This is a genomic window from Nonomuraea insulae, from assembly GCF_042656245.1.
On sequence record NZ_JBHSPA010000011.1, the window covers coordinates 239,897 to 264,087 of the forward strand.

Sequence of the window (24,191 nt, forward strand, 5' to 3'; positions counted from 1 at the left end):
AACCTCTCCTTCTCACAAGGGACCCCCGCCGAAGTACGGCGGGGGTCTGGGGAACGAGCGTGGCGACATGCGGACACCAGGGTTGACAGGGGAGTGCCGCTGGTCTTCTCTCAACCCATCGGGGTTAGGGAGGGGAGCCCTGGCATGCCTGCGATCCGTCGGTCTTTGCTTGCCCTGATCACCGCGACCGCGCTGGTCACCATCCCCTGCGATCCCGTGCTCGCCCGGGCCCCCGCGCCGGGCGGGCCGGGCGCGGCCTCGCACTTCGGGGCGGCTCGCAAGGACTGCGTCGGCACCGCCGCCGGGCGCGACTCCAAGGTCTGGTACACGGTCGCGGGCGGCGTCCTGTCCGACGTGTACGAGCCCACGATCGACAACACCAACGTCGAGACCCTCCAGTTCGTCGTGACCGACGGCAGGACGTTCACCGAGGTGCAGGCCCGCGACACCACCTACCAGGTGAGCACCGACAGATCGGGCATGACCTGCACGATCACCTCCACCAGCAGGGCCGGCCGCTACCGCCTGACCACCACCTACCTCACCGACCCCGGCCGCGACGCCGTGGTCGTGCGCACCCGCCTCCAGCCCCCGGGCCTGCGGCTGTACGCGCGGCTCGACGCGAGCGTGAACGGCAACGGCGGCGGCGGGCAGCCCAACGGCGGCGCCGACAGCGGCGCGGTGGACGGCCCCACCGGCGCCCCCGTCATCTGGGACGACAACACCGAGACCTCCGCCCCGGCCCGCGACTACGCCGTCCCCACCCACCTGGCGCTCCGGGCCGAGCGCAGGCTCCCGCAGGCCAGTGTCGGGTACGCCGGCACCGCCAGTGACGGCGCCACCCAGCTCGACGCGGCCCGCGACCTGACCCCGTACACCGAGGCGCCGACCGGCAACGTGGTCGCCACCGCGCGCCTGCCGATCGACGGCAGGGGCGAGGTGACGTTCGCGCTCGGCTTCGGCCGCGGCAGGGCCGCCGCGCTGCGGACCGCCGGCGAGGCCGTGAACCGCTCGTTCGACACCACCCGCTCCCGCTACGAGTCCGGCTGGGCCTCCTACGACGCCGGCCTCCGCAAACCGCCGAACGCCCTGGGCGACTTCTACCGTCTGTCGGCGAACGTGCTCAAGGCCAGCGAGGACAAGACGTTCCCCGGCGCGGTCGTCGCGTCCCTGGCCAGCCCGTGGGGTCAGGCGGTGGGCGCGGGCGAGCTGCCCGGCGGCAAGCCGGTCTACTTCGGCTCCTACCGCGAGGTGTTCGCCCGCGACCTGTACGAGGCGTTCACCGGCTTCCTCGCCGCCGGCGACGTGGCCACCGCCCGCGCCACCGTCCGCTTCCTCCTGGAACGCCAGCAACTGGCCGACGGCCGCCTGCCGCGCAACTCCCTGCTCAACGGCGAACCGGCTCCCGACTCGGGCGGCGACCAGCTCGACGAGACCGCGTACCCGCTGCTCATGGCCTACCAGGCGGGTCTCGCGGGCGACGCGGGCCTGTGGCCCGAGGTGCGGGCGGCGGCCGACTTCGTGGTCTCGCACGGGCCCGCGTTCGGGGTGGAGCGGTGGGAGGAGCAGTCAGGTTTCTCGCCGTCCACGATCGCGGCCGAGATCGCCGGGCTGGTCGCGGCGGGGGAGATCGCCGCCCGGCAGGGCGACCAGGGCCGGGCCAGGATCTACCGGGCCACGGCCGACCATTTCGCCCGCTCGATCAAGGGCTGGACGGTCACCACGACCGGCCCGTACGCCTCCCGCTACTTCCTGCGCCTGTCCCGCACCGGCGACCCGGACGCGGCCGTGTCGTACAACCTGGGCAACGGCGGCCCCACCGAGGACCAGCGCAGGGTCGTGGACGCGGGCTTCCTGGAGCTGACCAGGCTCGGCATCCTGCCGCCCGACGACCCCGACGTGCTGGCCAGCCTGCCCGTCGTGGACCGCGTGATCAGGCGCGAGACGGCCGGCGGCCCCGGCTGGTACCGCTACGGCAGCGAGACCCCCGGCACCGAGGACGGCTACGGCGACTGCCACGAGCCCGACCCCACCTCCTGTGCGCCCTCGGGCAAGCCGTGGCCCACCGGCAACACCGGTTCAGGACACGTGTGGCCGGTCCTGGCGGGCGAGCGGGCCGAGCAGGCGCTCCAGAACCGCGACCAGGCCACGGCGTCGTCGCTGCTGTCCGCCATGCGGGCGATGGCGTCGGGCACCGGGCTGATCCCCGAGCAGGCGTGGGAGAACCCGGACCTGGCCGCCTCCCCGTACGGGAGCGATCCGGCCACCGCCTCGATCGGCTTCCGCGACGGCGGGCCCGCGGGCTCGGCCTCGCCGCTGACGTGGGCGCAGGCCCAGGTCGTCCGGCTGGTGCTGACGCTCGGCTCCACGAAGCCGGTCGAGCAGCCCGACGTCGTACGCCGCCGCTACGCGAGCATGCCGCAGGCCGCCCCGCTCACCGTCACCGCCCCCGCCGACGGCACCGCGGTCCCCGGCACCTCGGTGACCGTCCAGGGCGTCACCGCCCCTGGGGCACGCGTGGACCTCGCCGCCACGCCCATCGACACCGGCGCCCCCACCCGGTCGGTCTCCGTGCGGGCGGGCGCGGACGGCGCCTTCTTTGCCCCGGCCCCCGTCTCGTTCGGCGAGGTCGTGCTCATCGTGACGGCGACCGCTTCCGACGGCCGCACCGCGTACGCGAGGCGCACGGTCATCGGCGACATCGTGGGCGCCACGACCGTGCTCGACGTCACCGACCCCGAGGGAGACGACGACGGACCCGGCACCTACGCCTACCCGACGGCCGCCGACTTCCACGACGGAGCGTTCGACCTGCGCAGGTTCCAGGTCATCACGGACGCGAGCACCGTCTACCTGCGGGCCGAGCTGCGCGACCTCACCGCCACGTTCGGCAACCAGATGGGCGCCCAGCTCCTCGACGTGTACGTCCAGGACCCGGCCGTGGCCACGCGTTCGACGGATCCGGCGTTCCCGCAGCGCAACTACCGGCTGGCCGAGCCCTGGTCGCAGCGGGTGGAGGCGCAGGGCTTCGCCGCCCCGGTCTGGGTGACGGCGGCGGGCGCGGCGCAGGCCGGGGCGGCGGTCCGGTCGTCCGGCACCACGCGGACGATCACGATCGCCCTGCCCAAGGCCACGTTCGGCACGCCGGGGCCCGGGTGGCGCTTCGCCGTGGTGCTCGCCGGGCAGGATGGCTTCAGCGCCGACCAGGCCAGGGGGTTCGCCGCGACGCCGCAGCCGTACCAGTTCGGGGTCTGCGCAGAGGGCGCCACGGATCCGCTCTGCGCGGTGGACCCCGGCACGGTGCCCAAGGCCCTGGACGTGATCGTCCCGATGGGGCAGTCGCAGGCGGACGCGCTGAACCCGCTCACGGGCCCGGTGACCGTGCCCGCCGTACCCATCCCCTGACCGGTCACGCCGGCGCGCGACCGACCGGCGTGCGACCGACCGGCGTGCGGCCGACCGGCGTGCGGCCGACCGGCGTGCGGCCGACCGCGACGGTCCCGGCCGGTCAGCGGTCCCAGGAGCGCTGGAGGGCGTCGCGGACCCGGTGTCTGTCCGGCGGCGGGACGTCGTTGCCGTTGCTCGCCGGCGGCAGCGCGGGCGGAGCCGGGGAGGCGGCGGGCACGAGCACCGCCTGCTCCTCCTCGGTCACCGGCCGCTCGACCTCGGCGTAGGCGCCATCGGACCCGCGTACGATCACGCCGGTCTCCACGCCGTGCTCGACGGTCCGCCGGTCACGAGCCCGCAGCCCCAGGCAGATCCGCCGGGTGACCTCGTACGCCAGCACCGGTCCCGCCACGATCGCCACCCGGAAGATCCAGGTCGTCGCGTTCAGCGAGATGTGGAAGTTGGTGGCGATCAGGTCGTTGCCCCCGGCCATCCACAACACCCCGTAGTACGCGATCCCCGCGACCCCGAGCCCCGTCCGCGTCGGGACGTCGCGCGGCCGGTCGAGCAGGTTGTGCACGGCCCGGTCACGGGTGATCCACCGCTCCACGAACGGGTACAGCGCCAGCCCGGTGAACAACAACCCCGGCGCCACCAGCGCGGGGATCAGCACACTCATGGGCACGCTGAAGCCGAGCACGGTGAACTCCCACGGCGGCATGAGCCGCAGCGCGCCCTCCAGGAACCCCATGTACCAGTCGGGCTGGGAGCCTGCGCTGACCGTGCTGGGCACGTACGGCCCGTACAGCCAGATCGGGTTGATCTGGAAGACCGTGGCCATCAGCGCGACCGTCCCGGTCACCCACAGCAGGAACGCCGTCGTCTTCGCCAGGAAGTTGGGGAAGAACGGCCCGCCCTTCACCTGGGTGTTCTTCAGCCCCTTCTCCCGGAACTGCGTGTGCGTCTGCCGCCACGTCAGCACCACCGCGTGCAGCGGTATCAGCAGCAGCAACAGGCCGGGAATGAGCAGCACGTGCAGGCTGTAGAGGCGGGAGACGATGTCGCCGCCGGGGAATTCCCCGCCGAACAGGAACATCGCGAGATACGTCCCCACCAGCGGCACCGAGACGATCACCCCGTGCAGGATGCGCAGCCCCGCCCCGGACAGCAGGTCGTCGGGCAGCGAGTAGCCGAACAACCCGTTGAGCATCACCAGCCCGAACAGCGCCACGCCGATCAGCCAGTTCAGCTCGCGCGGCTTGCGGAAGGCGCCGGTGAAGAAGTTGCGCAGCAGGTGGGCCACGATCCCGGCGAGGAAGATCAGCGTGGCCCAGTGGTGCATCTGCCGGATCAGCAGCCCGCCGTGCACCTCGAAACTGATCTCCAGGGAGGACGCGTACGCCTGGCTCATCGTGACGCCGCGCAGCGGCACGTACGAGCCGTTGTAGATGACCTCCTCCATGGTCGGTTTGAAGAAGAACGTCAGGAAGACGCCGGTGACCAGGACGACCACGAAGGCATACAGGGCGATCTCACCCAGCAGGAACGTCCAGTGGTTGGCGAAGGCCTTGCGCATGGCCTTCGTCAGGAAACCGGCGCCGCCGACACGATCGTCCAACGCCCTGGCCAGTGAACTGCCCTTCATCGTCACCCCGCACCCGACTCGGTTGCACCGTCATAAACAGGACGGAATAGGGCGGCGAAATGTGACAATCATCGGCCGATGAGGTTGTCGCCTCAGGCGAAGCGCTCCACGGTGACGGGGATGAGGCCCTGGTCGCGCACCGCCTGCCGGTGGTGGTGCAGCAGTGCCCCGAGCGTGGTGACCGGGCCGGAGCCGAGCCGCGCGGTCACGTCCACGCACCAGGCGATGCCCGCGCCGATCCGGCGCAGCTCCCAGGTGAAGCCGTGACCGCCCGAGCTGGTCGAGGCCGTGCCGACCACGCGCGGGTCGCCGGTGGGCTCCAGCCGCAGGGCCGTGCGCGCGTTCGCCAGCCCGTCGGCGCCGAGCTCCCCGGCGAACAGGATGCGGTAGCGGCGCGCCTTGGTGCTGTTGCCCAGGTTGAGCGGGGCCGTGGTGGGCAGGTGACGGCGCTCCTGGAAGAGGGTGCGCAACCCGGCCTCTTCCGGCAGTTCGCCGCCCCTGAGGAGCGCGAAGGCCCGGCACGCCTCCGCCCGGCTCACCGGCGTCACCCGCGACCGCAGTGCGGTGTCGGCGCGGATGGCCCGGCTCATCTCGGCGGAGGCGGACCAGGCCCCGATCTCCGGTCTCCACTCGGCGCCGTCGATGCCGGCCGCCGTGTAGTCATCGCACAGGACGAACTCCTCCACCAGGAGCCCTGCGGGCGATCGATCGCCCGCCGTCGCGGAGATCAGGTAGTAGTCCACCGGCCCATGATTGTGGGCGTCCCAGCGCCGGATCAAGCTCATTCACTCGCGCCGCGTCGCCTTGTGCCGCATGGGCGGACCTAATCCGGGCAGGAGTCCGCCGGATCACCGGTAACGGTCTAATGTGAATGATTGCCTATATGTCAGGCACGGGAGGCATCAGGGATGCGGAACGGCCGGACCAGCAAGACACTCGTGAGTATTTTCGCGGCGGCGCTGCTCGCCGCCGGATGCACCGCCTCGGGCGGTGGTTCGGGCGGCCCGGGCGAGCCCGGGCAGGAGCAGGGCCCGGTGGCCAAGCTGTCGATCACGCCCGCCGACGGCACGAAGAAGGTCGCCCCCGACACCGGCGTCAGCGTCAAGGTCACCGGCGGCAAGGTCACCACGATGGGCGTCGCCGACGCCAAGGGCCGCGCGGTGAAGGGCGCCGTGGGCGCGGACGGGACGTGGCGGCCCCAGTGGCCGCTGCGGACCTCCACCACGTACACCGTCAACGCGCAGGCCACCGGCACGGACGGCAAGCAGGTGACGGGGAAGTCCACCTTCACCACGCTCAAGCCGAAGAAGGCGCTGCAGAGCGGCATGTCGCCCCTGGACGGCGAGAAGGTCGGCGTCGGGATGCCGGTGCAGCTCCTGCTGTCGCAGCCGATCGCCGAGAAGAAGGACAGGGCCGCGATCGAGCGCTCGCTGGTCGTGCGGATGTCGCAGCCCGTGCAGGGCGCGTGGAGCTGGGTGAGCGACCGGGAGGTGCAGTTCAGGCCGCGCGAGTACTGGCCGGTCGGCGAGAAGATCACGGTCGTGGCGCACCTGGCCGGACTGCGCGCCGGGGCGGGACTGTGGGGTACGAAGGACCGCAGCCTGTCCTTCACCGTCGGGCCCGAGCACATCACCAAGGTCGACGCCGAGAGCCACCAGGCGGTCGTGCGCAAGGACGGCGAGGTCGTCAAGACCATCCCGGTCAGCCTCGGCAAGCCGGGTGACGACAGCTACTCCGGCGTCATGATCGCCCAGGAGAAGGCCGCCGAGACCGTCATGGACTCGGCCACGATCGGGGAGCCCGGCGAGTACCGCATCCGTACCAAGTGGAACGTGCGCATGACCTACAGCGGCACCTTCTTCCACGCCGCCCCCTGGTCGACCGGCGCGCAGGGCAGCTCCAACGTCAGCCACGGCTGCGTGAACGCCAGCCCCGCCAACGCCCGCTGGTTCTACGAGTTCACCCAGCGCGGCGACATCATCGAGGTCAGCGGCACCTCCAGGAAACTGCGGTTCGGCAACGGGCCGACGCCGTGGGCCAAGTTGTGGGAGGACTGGCTGGCGGGCAGCGCGCTCGGCAAGCCCGTCAACTAGCCCGCCCCCGGGGTCACCAGGCCCGACTCGTAGGCGAACACGACGAGCTGGGCCCTGTCGCGCACGCCCAGCTTGATCATCGACCTGCTCACGTGCGTCTTGGCCGTGGCGCCGCTGATCACCAGGTGCCCGGCGATCTCCTCGTTGGACAGCCCCCTGGCGACCAGGGCGACGATCTCCCGTTCGCGGCCGGTCAGCCGGTCGAGGCCGGGGGAGGGGACCGGGCGGGGCGGGGTGCTGACGTACTCCTCGATCAGGCGGCGCGTCACCGAGGGCGACAGCAGCGCCTCGCCGCGTGCCGCCACCCGCACCGACTGCAGCAGGTCGCGCGGCTCGATGTCCTTGAGCAGGAAGCCGCTGGCCCCGGCCCTGAGGGCGGCGAAGACGTATTCGTCCAGGGCGTAGTTGGTGAGGATCACCACGCGTACGTCGTTCAGCTCCGGCGTGGCGCCGATCCTGCGGGTGGCCTGGATGCCGTCCATCAGCGGCATGCGCACGTCGAGCAGTGCCACGTCCGGCAGCAGCCGCCCGGCCAGCTCCACGGCCTGCGCGCCGTCGCCCGCCTCGCCGACCACCTCGATGTCGTCGGTCAGCTCCAGCAGGGCCCGGAAACCGGCGCGGATCAGCGGCTGATCGTCGGCCAGCAACACCCGGATCACGCGGCGACCAGTTCGGCGCGCACGGTGAAGCCGCCGGTTTCGCCCGGACCGGCCGTGAGCGACCCGCCGAGGGCGACCGCGCGCTCGCGCATCCCGATCAGCCCCATTCCCGGCCCGGCGGTGCCCGGCTCGCCGTCGTTCTCCACCCGCACCACGACCCTCGGGTGATCGTATTCGACCGCCACCGTGACCGCCGCCGCCCCCGCGTGCCGCAGCACGTTGGTGAGCGCCTCCTGCGCGATCCGGTAGGCGGCCCGGTCCACCTCGGGCGGCAGCGCGTACGGCTCTCCCGAGACCGTGTACGCCACCCGCAGCCCCGCCCCCTCGGCCCTGGACACCAGGCGCGGCAGCCCGGACAGCCCCGCCTCGACCTCGTCGGGGTGGCGCAGCACGCCCAGCGTGGCCCGCAGCTCGGCCATCGCCTCGCGCCCCGACTCCTTGATCGCGGCCAGCGCCTCCCTGGCCCGTTCCGGCCTGCGGTCCAGCAGTTCGATGGCCAGCGCGGTCTGCACGTTGATCACCGAGATGCTGTGGGTGAGCGAGTCGTGCAGCTCCTGCGCGATCCACAGCCGCTCCTCACCCGCCCGGCGCAGCGCCGCCTCCTCGCGGGTGCGCTCGGCCTCCTCCGCCCGCTGCTCCACCGCCCTCAGGTACGCCCGCCCTCGCCTCGTCATCTCACCGAGCACCACCATGGCCACCAGCCAGCCGCTCAGCAGCGTCATCGAGCTTCCCGGGGCGGGGTCGTCGGCCGCCAGCGCCATGAGCCCGTACATCGCCACCGCCAGCCCCGCGGCCAGCCAGATCGCGGCCCTGCGGCGGCCCAGGACGGCGAGGGTGTAGATCGAGGCGAGCGCGGGCGCGGCGGTGAACACACCGGGATAGTGGGCCGCGTAGTAGAGCACCCCGCAGGCCGCCGCGACGATGCCGGCCGTCAGCGGGGTGGTACGCCGGAAGGCCAGCGACAGGGCCGAGATCGTGAGCAGCGTCAGGCCCGCCGGGTCGAGCGGACGCTCCAGGGGGCCGGTCCACGACAGGTTCGCGTACGTGCCCGACACGATCGCCACCAGGGCGCCCACCGCGACCAGCGCGTCGATTCTCCGGCTGTCCATGCTCACAAGGTAGGCGACGCTCCTCAGCCCGTACGTCACCCCCCGGTCGTACGTTTCCTGCCCCCTTGTCCCTTGCGTACGACCCCGGGAGTACGTGCGGAGGCCGTCCCGCGTGGGATGTGACCAGGGGGCCCGTCCTTGGAGCATTTCCGGCATGACTTCCACTCCGCCTGCCTGGATCGTGTGGTCCCTGCGGGCCCTGGCCACAGCCCACCTGGCGGGCGTGCTCGCCCAGGCCGCCCTCGCCGGGCTGTTCGTCACCGGCGACGTCGATCTGCTCATCTGGCACCGCGACAACGCCGGCGTCACCCACGTCCTGCTCTACCTGCAGCTCGTGGCGGCGATCCTGCTGTGGCGGCCGGGGCGAGGGGCCTGGTGGCCGGCCGCGGCCAGTCTGGGGCTCGTGGCGCTGGAGACCGCGCAGGTGGGATTCGGGCAGTCCCGGGCCCTGGGGCTGCACTTCCCGCTCGGCATGGCCATCTTCGGCCTCTCCGCCGTCTTCGCCGTATGGACCTGGCGTGCCTTCCGCCACACCGCCGCATGAGCCGCTCCGAGGGTGTTTCCAGACGGGCGTTCCTCGGGGTGCTGGGCGGGGCGGGGCTCGCCGCCGCCGGGTGCGGGCCCGCCGAGAGCGCGGGGCAGCTCCTGGTGAGCGGGGCGCCGCTGCCCGAGCCGTTCACCGTGCCGCTGCCGATCCCCGAGGTGGCCCGTCCGTCGGGCCCCGGCCGGTACGAGGTGACGCAGCGGGTGGCCGCGGCCGAGATCCTCCCGGGGTCGCGTACCGAGGTGTGGGGGTACGGCGGCACCTTCCCCGGCCCCACGTTCGAGCTGCGGCGCGGCACGCCCGTCACGATCGCCGTGCGCAACGAGCTGCCCGTCCCCACCTCCACCCACCTGCACGGCGGCGTCACCCCGCCCGGCTCCGACGGCTACCCGACCGATCTGGTCGTGCCCGCCGGTCACTCCACCCGGCACGGCCATCCGGGGGAGGTGCACCACCAGGTGGTCAAGGACTACCGCTACCCGGTGGAACAGCGGGCCGCCACGCTCTGGTACCACGACCACCGCATGGACTTCACCGCGCCGCAGGTGTGGCGGGGGCTGGCCGGGATGGCGCTGGTGCGGGACGAGGAGGAGGACGCGCTGCCGCTGCCCCGGGGCGAGCGGGAGTTGCCGCTGATGATCTGCGACCGCTCCTTCGAGGAGGACGGCTCCTTCCGCTACCCACAGGCGTACAGCGCCCACGGAGGCGCCCACGGAGGCATGCACGGAGGCATGCACGGAGGGGACTGGCTGGGGCTCGACGGGGACTACATGGAGGGTGTCGAGGGGGACGTGATCCTGGTCAACGGCGCGCCCTGGCCGGTGGCCGAGGTGGCGGCGGCGCGGTATCGGCTGCGGCTGCTGAACGCCTCCAACGCCCGCAGATACCGTCTCCAGCTGACCCCAGGAGGCAGGTTCACGCAGATCGGCAGCGATTCCGGCCTCCTGGCCGCCCCCGTGGCCCACGACACGATCCCGATCTCCCCGGGAGAGCGTTACGACGTCGTCGTGGACTTCTCCGCCTACCCGGTCGGCAGCGCGGTCACCCTGGTCAACACCCTGGCCGAGGGCATGCAGAGGAACGTCATGCGCTTCGTCGTCACGCGCGCGGCCCGCGACGACAGCGCCGTGCCGGCGACCCTGTCCCGCCCGCCGCGAAGGCCGCGCCCCGTGGCGACCAGGACGTTCGACTTCCGCAGGACCGGCGAGAGCTGGACGATCAACGCGAAGCCCTACCGGCCGGGCGTCCCGCTGGCCCGCCCCCGCCTGGGCACCGCCGAGGTGTGGCGGCTGACCAGCGACTTCCACCACCCCGTCCACCTCCACCTGGCCCACTTCCAGATCCTGGCCAGGAACGGCAGAGCCCCGGCGGCCACCGACGGGGGCTGGAAGGACACCGTGGACGTGCGCCCGTACGAGGTCGTGGACGTGCTGGCCCGCTTCGACGGCCACCGTGGCCGGTACATGCTGCACTGCCACAATCTCGAACACGAGGACATGGCGATGATGGCCGACTTCGAGGTGATCTGACCGTGCCAACGCCCTCCCGATCACCCCCGGCAAACTACTAAGTTGATCCCATAGGGGACAATTCATCGGATGATATGTGCCCCCTCGTTTGATGGAGCTAGGAGCAGGCATGCAGATCGTACGGTTCACGAGCCCTCTTACCAGCGCCGACGCCGTCGGTGTCGATGACGGTGAGCAGGTGGTGGAGCTGTCCGGGATCACCACCGTGGGCGAGCTGCTCCGGCTGTCCTCCGATGAGCTGCGCCGGCGGTGCGCGGAGGCGGACGGGCCACGGCACCCGTCCGGGGCCGTGCGGCGGCTGGCCCCCGTGGACGGGCGGATGGAGGTGTGGGCGGCCGGCGTGACCTACCGGCGCTCGCGCGAGGCCCGGGTGCTGGAGAGCGAGCGGGCCGCCGACGTGTACGAACTCGTCTACGACGCCGAACGGCCCGAGTTGTTCTTCAAGTCGGTGGCCTGGAAGGTCTCCGGGGACGGCGGGCGCGTCTCGGTGCGCGACGACTCGGGGATCGACGTGCCGGAGCCCGAGCTGGGGCTGGTGCTGAACGCCTCAGGGGAGATCGTCGGGTACACGGTGGTGGACGACGTCAGTTCGCGCACCATCGAGGGGGTCAACCCGCTCTACCTGCCGCAGGCCAAGATCTACCTGGGCGCGTGCGCGGTGGGGCCGGCGATCAGGCCCGCCTGGGAGGTCGCGGACCCGTACACGCTGGACATCTCGCTCAGCATCGCCAGGGCGGGGGAGACGGTGTGGACGGGCAAGGCGAACACCTCGCAGCTCAACCGGCGTCTCGACGACCTGGCGGGCTACCTCTTCCGCGCCGACGCCTTCCCCGACGGCGCGGTGCTGGCCACCGGCACGTGCCTGGTGCCGGACCTGCCGTTCACGCTGCAGGACGGCGACACGGTGACCATCGGCATCTCCGAGATCGGCGTCCTGACGACCACCGTGGTCAAGGGCCTGGCCGCGATGAGCTGACGGCAGGGCCGCCCCCGGATGGCAGGGGGCGGCCCGTCACCGCACGCGGATGACGGGGGCAGGCCCGTCACCGCACGCGCGTCACCAGGGAGAAGGTGCCGGGGGCGCCACGACCGGTGGGCGGTCGTCGCAGGTGATGGTGTTGGGCAGCAGCCACGGCGCCAGCCAGGCCCCGTCGTTCCCGCCGCGATCCGTCAGCGAGAACTCCGACCCCGTGGCGGGGAAGCCGAACGAGCCGCAGTTGTTGACCCCGACCGCGCCCACGTTCCGCGCGTCGACGTTCTCGAACGTGGCCGAGCCCTTCACCCGCGCGCTGACCACCGAGGTGCCGGTGCCGTCCACCCGGATGTCCTTGAAGTGCACGTTGTCGATCGCGTACAGGTCCTTCACCGACCACTCGCTCACCAGCATGATCGCGTTGTAGGTGTTGTCGAGGAAGTCGTTGCCGCTCACCCGGATGTCGGCGGAGATGTCCCGCTCCAGCGCGTAGAACCAGATGGCGCCGAGGCCGATGTTCCAGTTCAGCTCGTAGGTGCCGGATCTGACGGTCGTGTTGCCGGTGATGTTCAGCCGCCCGGTGAACGGCTCGGCCGCGAAGCGGGAGCCCACCTGGAGCGCGCTGCCCTCCCTGATCGGGTCGGCGATGAGGTTGCCCGAAACCGTGTTGTCGCCGCCGCCGTAGATCGCGATGCCGTTGGCCAGCACGGGTGTCTGCACGGTGTTGTGGTCGAACGTGTTGCCCTTGTTCGGGATCTTCTCCGACCACATGGCCAGGGCGTCGTCACCGCTGTTGCGGACGAAGGTGTTGGACACGACCGAGTTCGTGACGCCGGTGTGGAAGTTGATCGCGTCGGCGATCTGGTCGACGATCACGTTGTTCGTGAGGCGCGTGTTCGTCATCGGGCCGTCGAACCACATGCCGACCTTGGTGTGGCGGATGTGCAGGCCGTCGATGGTGGAGTCGCTCATCGCGCCGCCGACGCCGTTGACCTGGTCGGTGTCGATGCGCTCGCGGACGTCGCCCTCGATCGCGAAGCCCGACAGGTGCACATCGCTGCTGCCGCCCTGCTTGCCGTAGAAGCCGACGCCCGTGTGCGTGGATCCGTCGGGGGCCGGAGTGGCGAGGGCGACCTCGCGGCCCTTGATGGTCGTGTACCAGTTCCCGGCGCCGGTGATGGTCACGTCGTCGACGATGATGTGCCGGTTGACCTGGTACGTGCCCGGCGGCACGTACACCTTCAGCCGTCCCCGCTTGGCGAAGGCGATGGCCTTGTCGAACGCCCCCGCCGAGTCGCGCCGCCCCGTGGGGTCCGCGCCGAACACCAGCACGTTGGCCGCCAGGAGTTCTACCTTCGGCGGGCCGACGAGCTCGGAGTCGAGCAGGTCGACGACCGTCCACTCGGCCCTGCTCCCGGCCGGGACCGTCAGGCGTACCCGGTCGCCCGCCCGGTAGGTGCGCCCCAGCCGCAGCCGCTGCTCGTCGTAGAAGTGGCTCGGCCGGAACGGCTTCGCGATCACCGGGGCCGGGGTGGTGGCGCTGGGCACGCACGAGCACTCGGTGATCCACCAGTCAGGGTGCAGCAGGCCGGCCTGGGGGTCGTTGGAGAAGGGATACTGGTTGTACAACCACGCGTACTGCGACGTCAGCGTCATCGTCGTCCGGCCCCCGCCGTTGACCGTGACGTCGAGCGGCGCCGTGATGCCACCCCCGCCCGGCGCGTCGGGGATGCTGTAGCGCACGGTGATCGCGTTCGCCTTGGCGGGCAGCGTGAACTCCACGTGCTGCCCCCGCGTCAGCCTGACCGCCTTCCTGCCCGACGCCTCTGCGGGCAAGGTGTACGCGCTGCGATCCGGCCCGATGACCGTGCCGTTCGTCGCGGCGTTCTCCGCCTCCTGCTCCGCGAACGCCACGTCGGCGCCCCGGCCCGCGACCAGCGCCGGATCCAGGGCCGCCCGCGTCACGACCGGAGCAGGACCCGCGGACCCGGCAGAAGCGGGCTCGGCTGAGGCGGACCCGGCAGAGGCGGACTCGGCTAAGGCGGGGCCGGTGAGGCCGCAGGCCAGGACGGCGGCGAGGAGCGCCGCGGTGAGGGGGCGAGGCATCCCGTGCTCGTTTCTCTCGGGGGGTGAGGCGACATTAGGCCCCCCGCACACCACTCCACAAGGCCCTGTGAACTACTTTCAGAATGTCCTCAAATTCTTGCGTCCATAACGCAAGCCGTTGCGGTTCTTGCGATGGCCGGCGACCGAGGAAACCCGCCGCACGCAGGCGAATCCCCCTTGTCGCCATACATCAGAAAACATATGTTTTCGGTTATGCCAGGCAGCGACGCGGCCGTGGGACTGAACGGGCTGCGCAAGGAGTTCGGGCCGGTCACCGCCGTCGACGGCATAGACCTGGAGATTCGCGACGGCGAGTTCTTCGCGATGCTCGGCCCGTCGGGCTCGGGTAAGACCACGGTGCTGCGCCTGATCGCCGGGTTCGAGACGCCGAGCGCCGGCACCGTGGAGCTGGGCGGCAGGGATGTCACCCGCCTGGCCCCCTTCGAGCGCGACGTCAACACCGTCTTCCAGGACTACGCCCTGTTCCCGCACCTCAACGTGCTGGCCAACGTCGAGTACGGCCTGCGCGTGAAGAAGGTCCCCAAGGCCGAGCGGCGCGAGCGGGCCGTGGCCGCGCTGCGTTCCGTGCGCCTGGAGGACTTCGGGAAGCGGCGGCCCGCCGAGCTCTCCGGCGGCCAGCGGCAGCGGGTGGCGCTGGCCAGGGCCCTGGTCAACCGTCCCCGGGTGCTGCTGCTGGATGAGCCCCTGGGCGCACTCGACCTCAAGCTGCGCGAGGAGATGCAGGTCGAGCTGAAGGAGTTGCAGCGCGAGGTCGGCATCACGTTCCTGTTCGTCACGCACGACCAGGAGGAGGCGCTGACGATGAGCGACCGGGTCGCGGTGTTCGACCGGGGCAGGATCGAGCAGATCGGCACGCCCGCCGAGGTCTACGAACGGCCCGCCACCGCGTTCGTGGCCGGGTTCGTGGGCACCTCCAACCTCATCTCCGGCCCCGCCGCCGAGAAGATCCTCGGCCGCTCCGGCACGTTCAGCGTCCGCCCGGAGAAGCTGCGCGTCGTGCTGGACGAGGACGAGGCCGCCGGGGCCGGTGAGCACTCCGCCGCCGGGACGGTCGCCGAGGTCGTGTACGCGGGCGCGGCCACCAGGTTCGTCGTCGACCTGGACGCCGGCGGGCGCCTGATAGCGCTCCAGCAGAACCTCCAGGTCTCCTCCATGGAGGTCCTGGGCCTGAGGGGCGCCCGCGTGCGGCTCGTGTGGCAGCGGCGCCACGAGTTCCTCGTGAAACAGGAGAAGGCATGAGACCGACCCGGTTAGCCATCACCACCGCGGCCCTCGCACTCCTCACGGCCTGCGGCGGCTCCACCACCACCGGCGGCGGCACGGCCCCCGCGCCGGGTCAGACCGGCTTCGTACCGCCCAAGATCGACGCCCTGCGGGACCTGGGCACGGGGGAGGGCCAGGTCAACCTGGTCGCCTGGGCCGGGTACGCCGAGGACGGCACCAACGACCCCAAGGTGGACTGGGTCACCCCGTTCGAGCAGGAGACCGGCTGCCAGGTGAACACCAAGGTCGCCGGCACCTCGGACGAGATGGTCACACTCATGCGAACCGGCCAGTACGACGCCGTCTCGGCCTCCGGCGACGCCTCCCTGCGCCTGATCGCGGCCGGCACGGTCGCCCCGGTCAACACGAACCTGATCCCCAACTACACCGACGTGTTCGACGGCCTGAAGAGCAAGCCGTGGAACTCCGTGGACGGCGTCGCGTACGGGGTCCCGCACGGCCGCGGCGCCAACCTGCTCATGTGGCGCACCGACACGGTCAAGCCCGCCCCCGACTCGTGGAGCGTGGTGTTCGACCCGAACTCGCCGTACAAGGGCAAGGTCACCGCCTACGACTCGCCCATCTACATCGCCGACGCCGCCGTCTACCTGATGGCGACCAAGCCGGACCTGGCGATCAAGAACCCGTACGCGCTGGACGACAAGCAGTTCAAGGCCGCCGTGGACCTGCTCAAGCAGCAGAAGCAGATCATCGGCGAGTACTGGTCGGACTACACCAAGGAGATCCAGTCGTTCAAGAGCGGCGACTCGGTCGTGGGCACCACGTGGCAGGTCATCGTCAACGTGGCCAAGAGCGAGAAGGCGCAGGTGGAGGCCGTCCTGCCCAAGGAGGGCGCGACCGGCTGGTCGGACACGTGGATGGTGGCCACCAAGGCCGCGCACCCGAACTGCGCCTACAAGTGGCTCGACTGGATCATCTCGCCCGAGGCGAACGCGCAGGTCGCCGAGTACTTCGGGGAGGCCCCGTCGAACGCCAAGGCGTGCGAGGAGACCGCCGACCCGAAGCACTGCGAGACCTTCCACGCCACCGACGAGACCTACTTCTCGAAGGTGCACTACTGGACCACCCCGATCCCGCAGTGCCTCGACGGCCGCACCGGCGTCAAGTGCACCGACTACGCCGAATGGACGCGGGCCTGGACGGAGATCAAGGGTTGACCCGGGTCGCCGCCTTCCTGCACCGCAGGGCGGGGGTACGGCTGTCGCTGCTGCTGTCGGCGCCGCTGGCGTGGCTGGGACTGGCGTACCTGGGGGCGCTGGCGGCGCTGTTCGTCACCGCGTTCTACACCACCGACACCTTCACCGGCGAGCTGGTCCGGACGTTCACCTGGGCGAACTTCCGTGACGTGATCACGGTGGAGGTGTACAGGACGATCACGTTGCGCTCGGTCGGGGTGGCGCTGGCGGTGACGGCGATCGACCTCGTGGTGGCCTTCCCGATGGCGTTCGCGATGGCCAAGCTGACCTCGCCCCGGGCGCGACGGTGGCTGGTGATCGCGGTGCTGACGCCGCTGTGGGCGAGCTACCTGGTCAAGGCGTACGCGTGGCGCGTCATGTTGTCGTCGGGCGGGCTGCTGGGGTGGGGGTTCGGGGTGACGTCCACGGTGCTGACGCTGGCGTACCTGTGGCTGCCTTACATGATCCTGCCCATCTACGCGGGGCTGGAGCGGCTGCCGGGCTCGTTGCTGGAGGCCGCCGGGGATCTCGGGGCCCGCGCCGGGCGGGTCTTCCGCACGATCGTCTGGCCGCTGGCGTTCCCCGCCGTGGTCGCCGGGTCGATCTTCACCTTCTCGTTGTCGCTGGGCGACTACATCGCGGTCAAGATCGTCGGCGGGCGCAGCCAGCTCATCGGGAACGTGGTCTACGACAACATCGGGGCGGCCAACAACCTGCCGTTCGCCGCCGCCGTGGCCACCGTGCCCGTAGTCATCATGCTCATCTACCTGGCGGCCGTGCGCCGTACCGGAGCCCTGGAGAACCTGTGACGTTGTCCCGCCTGTCCCGGTCGCTGCTCCGGCTCGCGCTCGCGGCCGGGCTGGCCGTGATCTACGTGCCGCTGCTCGTCGTGCTGCTCAACTCGGTCAACGCCGACCGCACGTTCGGCTGGCCGCCGCCCGGACTGACGCTGCGCTGGTGGAGCGCGGCCTGGGCATCCTCGGGGGTACGCGACGCGCTGTGGACCTCGCTCCAGGCCGGGCTCGGGGCGACGGCGATCGCGCTGGTGCTCGGCACGATGGCGGCCTTCGCCGTGCAGCGTTACCGCTTCTTCGGCCGCGACGCCGTGTCCCTGGTGATCATCCTGCCCATCGCGCTGCCCGGCATCGTCACGGGGATCGCGCTCAACAACGCCTTCCGTACCGTGCTGGAGCCGTTCGGAGTGGGGCTCGGGCTGTTCACCGTGGTGGTCGGGCACGCCACGTTCTGCGTGGTGACCGTCTACAACAACGTGCTGGCGCGGTTGCGGCGGACGGGCACGAGCATGGAGGAGGCGTCGGCCGATCTCGGGGCGGGGCCGTTCACGACATTCCGGCTGGTGACCTTCCCGCTGATCCGGTCGGCGTTGCTGGCGGGCGGGCTGCTGGCGTTCGCGTTGTCGTTCGACGAGATCATCGTGACCACCTTCACAGCGGGGGCGGGGGTGCGCACGCTGCCGATCTGGATCTTCGAGAACCTGTTCAGGCCGAACCAGGCGCCCGTGGTGAACGTGGTGGCCGCCGCGCTGATCGTGGCCTCGGTCGTGCCGATCTACCTGGCCCAGCGGTTGTCGTCGGACGTCGGCCCGCACTGAGCCGCCTCCTCGCGCAGCCGTCCGGCGCGGTGGCGCAGGTTCTCGGCGGTGGCCACGCAGGAGTCCTCCAGCTCGTCCATCTCGTGGCGCAGCCGGAGGGCCTGCGTGAGGTACCGCTGCGCGGCCGGGCCCATCCAGTACGGCCCGACATCGGCCGGTTTCGAGGGGATCCCCGCGAACACGTCGGACAGGCCCCTGGCATAGCGCATGAACGCGGCGGCGAGCGTCTCCTTCTCGGCCGCCTCGCGCAACAACTCGGGCCTGGTGGGCATGATCAGCGATCCTCGATCTCCACGGCCGCGCCGACGCCGCGGACGATGTTGCGCCACGCCCGCTCGCGCAGCCCGTCGGCCCCGACGCCCGGCTTCAGCGCCTCGTGCAACGCACCCGCCAGCGCCTCCTCCAGGCTGGGGTCGCGGGTGGCGGCGTCCAGCAGGGCGCGGGTCTCGCTCGGGTGCTCGGCCAGCAGCTGCTGCAACGCCAGCGGCTCGTCCTCGTACGCCCTGACCAGGTCGTGCATGCTCCAGGCGGGGTCGGGCGGGCGGTTGAGCAGCCCCACCGCCACCCGGTTGAGAAACGTGCCCGACTGCCCGGCCAGCGTGACCAGGCTCGTCAGGACGCCCGGCGGCGCGCTCCCCACCAGCTCATACCATTCGTCCCCGAGCCGCCCGGTACGTTCCGCGCTCGCGAACGCCTCAGCCAGCCCGCCGCCCAGCGCCCTGTCCGGGCCGCCCAGCGCCCGCGTGAACGCGTCGGGACCGAGCGCCGTCAGCAGCGCCGCCGCATAGGCGGGATCACGCACCTCGGCGCCCAGAACCGCGTCGCCGTCCTTGGTGGGCGGGGCTGTGTCGCTGCCCTCGGCGGGCGGGGCCGGGTCGCCGCCGTCGAGCGTCGCGCGGATCGAGTGCGCCGCCTCCGCGGCGGATCGCACCGCCTCCGCCTCGCTGCCGAACGGGAACGTTCCGGTGAGCATGCCTCGCTCGCGCACCGGCACGATCTGCTCGATCGTGTCGATCCGCCACTTCAGGTCGTGCTGGGACTCGTCGAAGAACGCCCACGCACGATGCATGGCCGTGGCACCCTGACGGCCCGCCCAGTCCTGACCCGCTTCGGCGATCGCCGCGTCGAGCCCGGCCCGCGTCCGGCCCAGGTGCCCCTTTCCCGCCTCCATCCGGCGGATCAGCTCTTGTGCCCCATGAGGGTCGATCCCCACGAACTCCCCCATGAACTCTCCCAGAGGGTGTGGTTTACCAGGCGGGAGTCAAGCACATGTGCCGGGTCGCGGACCGGCGTTTACCAGAACGGGAATCAGTGCCGGTGACGGACAAAGCCATCACCGGCACCGTGAATCAGTCGCGATAGGTCCGTACGTAGTCGAACTCGGCGACCGCGCCCGCCCTGTTCATCGAGACCAGAGCGATCCTGAGCTTGTCCTTCGCGGGCAACGTCCAGACCCCGTTGCGCACCCAGCGCTCGCCGTCCCGGCTGGTCGCCGCGCGCACCTCGGTCTCGTCGTTCGCGGCGTCATGGTGGTAGGACAACCGCAGCCACATCGTCTCCGCCGCCGGCCCGCCGAACATCGGCTGGTTGGCCACCGCGATCGGCGGCGTGGTCGTCGGCCGCTCGCCCTCCTTGCCGAACTCGCTCATCTGCAACACGGCCCCGTTGCCCCGTTCGAGCGGCAGCGCGGAATGGGCCATCTTGAAGTAGCGGTCGTCGTTCTCGTACAGCAGGATGCCGGCCTGCTGAGAGGCCTGCGCCGGCGCGAACCTCAGCTTCGCCTCGACCGTGTAGTCGCCTTCCGGCGCGTCCCGCAGCAGCACCGACGCGGTGTTGGTGGCCTGGTACAGCTCCGCGTTCTGCGTCGGCCACGACAACACGCCGTCCGCCACCTTCACCCCGGCGGCGGGGCCGCGCACCCACTGCCACGACGGGCCCACGGCGGTGCCGTCGAACTCGTCGCTGTACTCCGGCAGCAGCCTGCCCGGCTTCGGCGCGGGCACGCGACGGGTGACGGGGGTGTAGAGCCTGGCCGCGCCCACGTTGTCGGCGTCGGCCAGGCCGCGCGCCACCGCGCCTACCGAGCCGCTGCGGGCGGCGGCCCGCGGGATCGTGCGCCGCTGCTCCACGATCGCGTCGCCGAGCTGGTCGTCGCTCACCTGCACGGTCAGCTCCGTGCCGCGCAGCTCGGCCACCACGTTGTGCCAGGCGCCGAAGTCGAACCCGGCAGGCAGCGCGGTCACCTGCTCACCACGGCTCCTGCCGATCACCACGTCGGTCACCAGCGCGCCGCGGTCCTTGTCCAGCCAGGCGACCACGTGGTTGTTCCCGTTGACGTGGGCGAGCGTCAGCCCCGCCGCGCCTGAGGAGGCCCGCAGGTCGGCCTGGGCGCGGACGTCGGCCGAGCGCGTCCTCCCGGTCGTGGCCAGGTACGCCGTGCCCGGGCCGGCGTGCGAGGCGTAGCCGTGGGCGTCCTGATCGGTCTTCGCCGACCAGCCGCCGCCCTCCGCCCTCCAGCCCGCCAGGGTGCCCTCGCCGAACGCGCCGCCCACCTCGTACGAGGCCACCGGCGCCGGCTGGGCCCCCTCGGACGGACCCGCGCCGGCGCGGACCACCGGCCAGCCGTCGATCCAGTCCAGGCGGTCGATCAGCAGCGGCCGCTTGCTCAGCCCCGCCAGCCGCCCGCCGCCGATCGGCGGGAAGTCCGGGTCATCGGTCGAGATGCCGTGGTAGACCAGCCAGTCCTGACCCGAGAGATCGGTCTGGAAGCCGCTGTGACCAGGTCCGGCCCAGCGGTTGCCGTTCGCGCCCACGACGATGGCGCCCTTGCCGGTCAGCTCCATCAGGTCCACGCCCTCGTCGTCCGTGAACGGGCCGAACGGGCTGGTGGAGCGGCCTGCCTTTATCTGGTAGCCGCTGAAGGAGCCGGAGCAGCAGCCGGCGTCGGAGTAGAAGAGGTAGTAGAAGCCGTCGCGGCGGACGACGTAGCCGCCCTCCATCCGGCGGCCCCTGGCGATCTGCTTGGCCGTGCCCTCCACGAGGGTGGCCTCGGCGTTCATCCGGGCGACGCAGATGGTGTCGTAGCTGCCCCAGTACATGTAGTGGGCGCCGTCCACGTCGGTGAACTGGGCCTGGTCGATGTGGCCCGTCGGGCAGCTCGACTGGGTGGCCGCCGGGAGGATGTCGCCGTGGTCGGTCCACGGCCCGGTCGGGGTCGGGGCGGTGGCCAGGCCCAGGTCGCCGCTGGCCAGCGAGTACGACAGGTGGTACTCGCCGCCGACGTACCTGATGTCCGGGGCCCAGAGGCGGGCGCCGTTGTGCCAGGCCGGCTTCGTCTCCGGAGTGAACACCTCGCCGGCGTACTCCCAGGTCACCAGGTCCTTGGAGCGCAGGATCGGCAGGATGCGCTCGCCGTCCTCGCCCTTGCTGTTGAAGACCGGGTTCTGGGTGCCGTAGGCGTACCAGAGGCCGTCCCTGGCGCGGATCATCGTGGGGTCGGGGAAGGTGTCCACGACCCCGGCCGAGACCGGGTTGGAGTAGGTGGGGGCGGCCTGCGCCGACGCCGGTGACGGCACGGCGACCAGGCTCGCTAACAGGACGGAGATGCCGAGCAGAGTCCTCATCCCGTGGTGCTCTCCTTCTCGAAAGAGCTCAGCGTGGGGTCGTAGTCCAGTTCGCCGATGTCGTACATCGGGGTCATCCAGTGGTAGAAGTTGTCGCCGCGGTCGCGCAGCAGGTCGTACAGCCTGCGCATCAGGCGGCGGCGGACCGGGGCCAGCTCCGGATGGGTGTAGCGATTGCTCAGCTCGTGCGGGTCGTCGCGCAGGTCGTACAGCTCGTTGACCGACTCCGGGTTGACGATCAGCTTGTAGCGGTCGTCGCGGATCATCCGCTGCGGGTAGGGGAAGTGGTGGCCGTGGAACTCCGCGAGCAGCTCGCCGGGCCACTCCGGGTGCTCACCGCGTACGAGGGGGACCAGGCTGCGGCTGTCCACGGCCGGCTTGGTGTCGCAGCCCGCCAGCTCCAGGATCGTCGCCGTGCAGTCGGTGAGCGACACGAACTCGTTCCTGACCTGCGGCGGCGCACCCGGGATCCGGACGATGCCGGCGATGCGGTAGATGTCCTCGTACATCGCCGGGCCCTTGTCGTGCAGCCGGTGCGCGCCGGTGAACTCGCCGTGGTCGGAGGTGAAGAACACCGACGTCTGGTCCGTCAGGCCCAGCTCGTCCATGCGGTCGAGGATGCGGCCGATCTGCTGGTCGATGAGCGTGACGTAGCCCCAGTAGACCGCGATCAGCTTGCGGGTGATCTCGATCGGGATCGTGTCGAACGTCCAGTGCCGGCTGTAGTTGCGCTGCACCGGCGGCTTGCCCTCGAACGTCTCCGCGATCGACGGCGGCAGCTCCACCAGGCTCGGGTCGTACATGTCGAAGTACTCGTCCGGCAGCAGGTACGGCAGGTGCGGCCCGAAGAAGTGCGTGGCCAGGAAGAACGGCCGCCCGTCGGCCGCGTACCGCTCCAGGTGCTCGATCGCCCTGGTCGCCAGGTAGTGCTCGAACGTGGCCTCCACCGGCTGGTGCAGCCGCGCCGCCAGCAGGTTGCCCTGGTTCCCGTTCGGCGTCGTGCCCCGGATCAGATCGGAGATCCGGTACGGCGGCAGCCCCCGCTCCTCCAGATAGGCCAGGTAGTCGGGGTGGTCCACCGGGTTGTGCCAGCCGGGCAGGTCGGGCCCGTCGAAGCCGTAGGAGGCGGCGTTCCTGCTGGTCCCGCCGTGCCACTTGCCGATCAGCCCGAGCTGGTACCCCTGCTCCTTCAGCGCCTCGGGAAAGGTGAACGCGTCCTCCCGCAGGTCCTCCAGGTAACCGACGTTGCGCTCGTAGTTCGCCAGCAGCCGGTGCCTGAACGGGGCCTGCCCGGTGAGCAGGCTGGCCCGCGCCGGCGTGCAGATGGCCGTCGGCGTGTAGAAGCGGTCGAACCGCGTGCCGGTCGCGGCCAGCCTGTCCAGGTTGGGCGTGGCCACGTGCGGGTTGCCGTAGCAGCCGAGCGTGTCGACGCGATGTTGGTCGGTCATCAGGAACAGCAGGTTCACTTCGTGAAGGCCTTCGTGTAGAGATCGCCGGTGTAGTACGTCGCGGGGTCGGGCCTGGACTTGAGCTGGCCGGTGCTGACGAAGAAGTCGCCCAGGCTGTTCAGCCACTTGGCCACGGTGCCGTCCTTGGTCTTGTTGACCAGGTCCTCGGTGGTCATCGTCCGCACGTTCGCCGCGTCGCCCTTGACCTTGGCCGGGTCCAGCTTGAGCAGGGCGGCCGCCTCGGTGATCGACTCCTCGGGGTGCGCGGCCCGCCAGTCGTTGGCCTCCTGCAGCACCTTGATGACCTTGTTCTGGAGCTCGCCGTCCACCTTCGTGCCGCTCACGAACGCGGTCGGGAACGAGCTCTCCGGCCACGCCTTGGTGCTGGCGATCTCCACCAGGTCCGGCACCTGCTGCTTGATGTTGTCGATCAGCGGGTACCAGATGCCGGCCCCGTCGATCTGCCCGGCCACGAACGCCGACACGACGGTGGCCGGGTCCATCGGCACCTTCTCGATGTCCTTCTCCGTCATGCCGGCCTTCTGCAGCGCCAGGTTGAGCACCATGTCGCCGGAGGTGCCCGCCGGCACGCCGACCTTCTTGCCCTTGAGGTCCTGGATCGTCTTGATGCCGGGCCGGCCGATGACGCGGTCGGCGTACGCGAGCGTGTTGATCGCGACGACCTTGGCCTTGCCCGTGGCGGGCAGCCACATCGCGCCCGGGCCGATGTAGCCGAAGTCGAGGTCGCCCGCGCCGAGCGCCTGGATCTGCAGCGGCCCGTTGGTGAAGACCTTGACCTCGGGCGTGAGCCCCTGCTTGTCCCACAGGCCCTGCTTGTCGGCGATCGCGAGCAGGCTGGCGCCGTTGTAGTCGCTGATGTAGCCGAACCTGACCGTGGAGCCGTCGTCGGAGCAGGCGGTCACGGAAAGTGCTACGAGGCTCACCGCCGAGGCGGCCGTCAGGGCGCGACGAAGAGAAATCAT

The 24,191-nt window shown here is 71.1% G+C and carries 19 protein-coding genes; 9 read left to right on the top strand and 10 right to left on the bottom strand.

The window, feature by feature from the left end; translation table 11 throughout:
• The first annotated feature begins 144 nt into the window (after positions 1-144).
• A complete protein-coding gene (locus ACFPZ3_RS08525) occupies positions 145-3,405 on the top strand; it encodes a glucodextranase DOMON-like domain-containing protein (protein ID WP_379513420.1) in 3,261 nt (1,086 codons plus the stop codon).
• Between the two features lie 103 nt (positions 3,406-3,508).
• On the opposite strand, the gene qcrB is transcribed toward ACFPZ3_RS08525, so the two are convergent.
• Entirely contained in the window at positions 3,509-5,032 is a 1,524-nt protein-coding gene (gene qcrB / locus ACFPZ3_RS08530) for a cytochrome bc1 complex cytochrome b subunit (protein ID WP_379513421.1), read from the bottom strand.
• Positions 5,033-5,124: 92 nt separating this feature from the next.
• On the bottom strand, positions 5,125-5,817 hold the full coding sequence (locus ACFPZ3_RS08535) for a hypothetical protein (protein WP_379513422.1): 693 nt from the start codon (positions 5,815-5,817) through the stop codon (positions 5,125-5,127).
• 153 nt (positions 5,818-5,970) lie between these two features.
• Here ACFPZ3_RS08535 and ACFPZ3_RS08540 point away from each other — a divergent pair, with 153 nt between their 5' ends.
• Positions 5,971-7,125: a L,D-transpeptidase gene (locus ACFPZ3_RS08540; RefSeq protein ID WP_379513423.1), complete on the top strand. Its 1,155-nt coding sequence runs from the start codon at positions 5,971-5,973 to the stop codon at positions 7,123-7,125.
• Here the strand turns inward: ACFPZ3_RS08540 and ACFPZ3_RS08545 are convergent.
• Positions 7,122-7,784 (bottom strand): response regulator, encoded by a 663-nt coding sequence (locus ACFPZ3_RS08545; protein ID WP_379513424.1) that lies wholly within the window; start codon positions 7,782-7,784, stop codon positions 7,122-7,124. The genes ACFPZ3_RS08540 and ACFPZ3_RS08545 overlap by 4 nt on opposite strands.
• Positions 7,781-8,893, bottom strand: a complete 1,113-nt coding sequence (locus tag ACFPZ3_RS08550) for a sensor histidine kinase (RefSeq protein WP_379513425.1) — start codon at positions 8,891-8,893, stop codon at positions 7,781-7,783. The genes ACFPZ3_RS08545 and ACFPZ3_RS08550 overlap by 4 nt, the downstream gene beginning before the upstream one ends.
• 154 nt (positions 8,894-9,047) lie before the next feature.
• On the opposite strand from ACFPZ3_RS08550, the gene ACFPZ3_RS08555 reads away from it, so the two are divergent.
• The 3 genes from ACFPZ3_RS08555 to ACFPZ3_RS08565 all read left to right on the top strand — a co-directional run bounded on the left by ACFPZ3_RS08555 (position 9,048) and on the right by ACFPZ3_RS08565 (position 11,942).
• Positions 9,048-9,437, top strand: a complete 390-nt coding sequence (locus ACFPZ3_RS08555) for a hypothetical protein (protein WP_379513426.1) — start codon at positions 9,048-9,050, stop codon at positions 9,435-9,437.
• A complete protein-coding gene (locus tag ACFPZ3_RS08560; RefSeq protein WP_379513427.1) occupies positions 9,434-10,966 on the top strand; it encodes a multicopper oxidase family protein in 1,533 nt (510 codons plus the stop codon). The genes ACFPZ3_RS08555 and ACFPZ3_RS08560 overlap by 4 nt, the downstream gene beginning before the upstream one ends.
• A gap of 109 nt (positions 10,967-11,075) precedes the next feature.
• Complete coding sequence (locus ACFPZ3_RS08565; RefSeq protein ID WP_379513428.1) at positions 11,076-11,942, top strand: fumarylacetoacetate hydrolase family protein; 867 nt, start codon at positions 11,076-11,078, stop codon at positions 11,940-11,942.
• A gap of 81 nt (positions 11,943-12,023) precedes the next feature.
• Here ACFPZ3_RS08565 and ACFPZ3_RS08570 read toward each other — a convergent pair whose 3' ends face one another.
• Positions 12,024-14,045: a glycosyl hydrolase family 28-related protein gene (locus ACFPZ3_RS08570; RefSeq protein ID WP_379513429.1), complete on the bottom strand. Its 2,022-nt coding sequence runs from the start codon at positions 14,043-14,045 to the stop codon at positions 12,024-12,026.
• Positions 14,046-14,258: 213 nt separating this feature from the next.
• On the opposite strand from ACFPZ3_RS08570, the gene ACFPZ3_RS08575 reads away from it, so the two are divergent.
• From ACFPZ3_RS08575 to ACFPZ3_RS08590, 4 genes are read left to right on the top strand one after another with little or no spacing between them, the layout of a single operon-like run.
• Positions 14,259-15,305 (top strand): ABC transporter ATP-binding protein, encoded by a 1,047-nt coding sequence (locus ACFPZ3_RS08575; protein ID WP_379513430.1) that lies wholly within the window; start codon positions 14,259-14,261, stop codon positions 15,303-15,305.
• Complete coding sequence (locus ACFPZ3_RS08580; RefSeq protein WP_379513431.1) at positions 15,302-16,507, top strand: ABC transporter substrate-binding protein; 1,206 nt, start codon at positions 15,302-15,304, stop codon at positions 16,505-16,507. Before ACFPZ3_RS08575 ends, ACFPZ3_RS08580 begins: the two co-directional genes overlap by 4 nt.
• A complete protein-coding gene (locus ACFPZ3_RS08585; protein ID WP_379513432.1) occupies positions 16,504-17,334 on the top strand; it encodes an ABC transporter permease in 831 nt (276 codons plus the stop codon). Before ACFPZ3_RS08580 ends, ACFPZ3_RS08585 begins: the two co-directional genes overlap by 4 nt.
• Positions 17,331-18,137 (top strand): ABC transporter permease, encoded by an 807-nt coding sequence (locus ACFPZ3_RS08590; protein WP_379513433.1) that lies wholly within the window; start codon positions 17,331-17,333, stop codon positions 18,135-18,137. The genes ACFPZ3_RS08585 and ACFPZ3_RS08590 overlap by 4 nt, the downstream gene beginning before the upstream one ends.
• On the opposite strand, the gene ACFPZ3_RS08595 is transcribed toward ACFPZ3_RS08590, so the two are convergent.
• From ACFPZ3_RS08595 to ACFPZ3_RS08615, 5 genes are all read right to left on the bottom strand, one after another.
• On the bottom strand, positions 18,095-18,409 hold the full coding sequence (locus ACFPZ3_RS08595; protein WP_379513434.1) for a hypothetical protein: 315 nt from the start codon (positions 18,407-18,409) through the stop codon (positions 18,095-18,097). The two genes, ACFPZ3_RS08590 and ACFPZ3_RS08595, sit on opposite strands and share 43 nt — an antisense overlap.
• A 2-nt stretch (positions 18,410-18,411) precedes the next feature.
• Positions 18,412-19,362 (bottom strand): hypothetical protein, encoded by a 951-nt coding sequence (locus tag ACFPZ3_RS08600; protein WP_379513435.1) that lies wholly within the window; start codon positions 19,360-19,362, stop codon positions 18,412-18,414.
• 124 nt (positions 19,363-19,486) lie between these two features.
• A complete protein-coding gene (locus ACFPZ3_RS08605) occupies positions 19,487-21,760 on the bottom strand; it encodes a glycoside hydrolase family 43 protein (RefSeq protein WP_379513436.1) in 2,274 nt (757 codons plus the stop codon).
• Complete coding sequence (locus ACFPZ3_RS08610; protein WP_379513437.1) at positions 21,757-23,226, bottom strand: sulfatase-like hydrolase/transferase; 1,470 nt, start codon at positions 23,224-23,226, stop codon at positions 21,757-21,759. Before ACFPZ3_RS08610 ends, ACFPZ3_RS08605 begins: the two co-directional genes overlap by 4 nt.
• The gene (locus ACFPZ3_RS08615) at positions 23,223-24,191 is read right to left on the bottom strand and encodes an aliphatic sulfonate ABC transporter substrate-binding protein (protein ID WP_379513438.1); all 969 of its coding nucleotides are present in this window, start codon (positions 24,189-24,191) and stop codon (positions 23,223-23,225) included. Before ACFPZ3_RS08615 ends, ACFPZ3_RS08610 begins: the two co-directional genes overlap by 4 nt.

Excerpts from the sequence above, each read along its gene's own strand:
- ACFPZ3_RS08525 (WP_379513420.1), top strand. The coding sequence starts at position 145 with ATGCCTGCGATCCGTCGGTCTTTGCTTGCCCTGATCACCGCGACCGCG.
- qcrB (WP_379513421.1), bottom strand. The coding sequence starts at position 5,032 with ATGAAGGGCAGTTCACTGGCCAGGGCGTTGGACGATCGTGTCGGCGGC.
- ACFPZ3_RS08535 (WP_379513422.1), bottom strand. The coding sequence starts at position 5,817 with ATGAGCTTGATCCGGCGCTGGGACGCCCACAATCATGGGCCGGTGGAC.
- ACFPZ3_RS08550 (WP_379513425.1), bottom strand. The coding sequence starts at position 8,893 with ATGGACAGCCGGAGAATCGACGCGCTGGTCGCGGTGGGCGCCCTGGTG.
- ACFPZ3_RS08555 (WP_379513426.1), top strand. The coding sequence starts at position 9,048 with ATGACTTCCACTCCGCCTGCCTGGATCGTGTGGTCCCTGCGGGCCCTG.
- ACFPZ3_RS08560 (WP_379513427.1), top strand. The coding sequence starts at position 9,434 with ATGAGCCGCTCCGAGGGTGTTTCCAGACGGGCGTTCCTCGGGGTGCTG.
- ACFPZ3_RS08565 (WP_379513428.1), top strand. The coding sequence starts at position 11,076 with ATGCAGATCGTACGGTTCACGAGCCCTCTTACCAGCGCCGACGCCGTC.
- ACFPZ3_RS08570 (WP_379513429.1), bottom strand. The coding sequence starts at position 14,045 with ATGCCTCGCCCCCTCACCGCGGCGCTCCTCGCCGCCGTCCTGGCCTGC.
- ACFPZ3_RS08575 (WP_379513430.1), top strand. The coding sequence starts at position 14,259 with ATGCCAGGCAGCGACGCGGCCGTGGGACTGAACGGGCTGCGCAAGGAG.
- ACFPZ3_RS08580 (WP_379513431.1), top strand. The coding sequence starts at position 15,302 with ATGAGACCGACCCGGTTAGCCATCACCACCGCGGCCCTCGCACTCCTC.
- ACFPZ3_RS08595 (WP_379513434.1), bottom strand. The coding sequence starts at position 18,409 with ATGCCCACCAGGCCCGAGTTGTTGCGCGAGGCGGCCGAGAAGGAGACG.
- ACFPZ3_RS08600 (WP_379513435.1), bottom strand. The coding sequence starts at position 19,362 with ATGGGGGAGTTCGTGGGGATCGACCCTCATGGGGCACAAGAGCTGATC.
- ACFPZ3_RS08605 (WP_379513436.1), bottom strand. The coding sequence starts at position 21,760 with ATGAGGACTCTGCTCGGCATCTCCGTCCTGTTAGCGAGCCTGGTCGCC.
- ACFPZ3_RS08615 (WP_379513438.1), bottom strand. The coding sequence starts at position 24,191 with ATGATTTCTCTTCGTCGCGCCCTGACGGCCGCCTCGGCGGTGAGCCTC.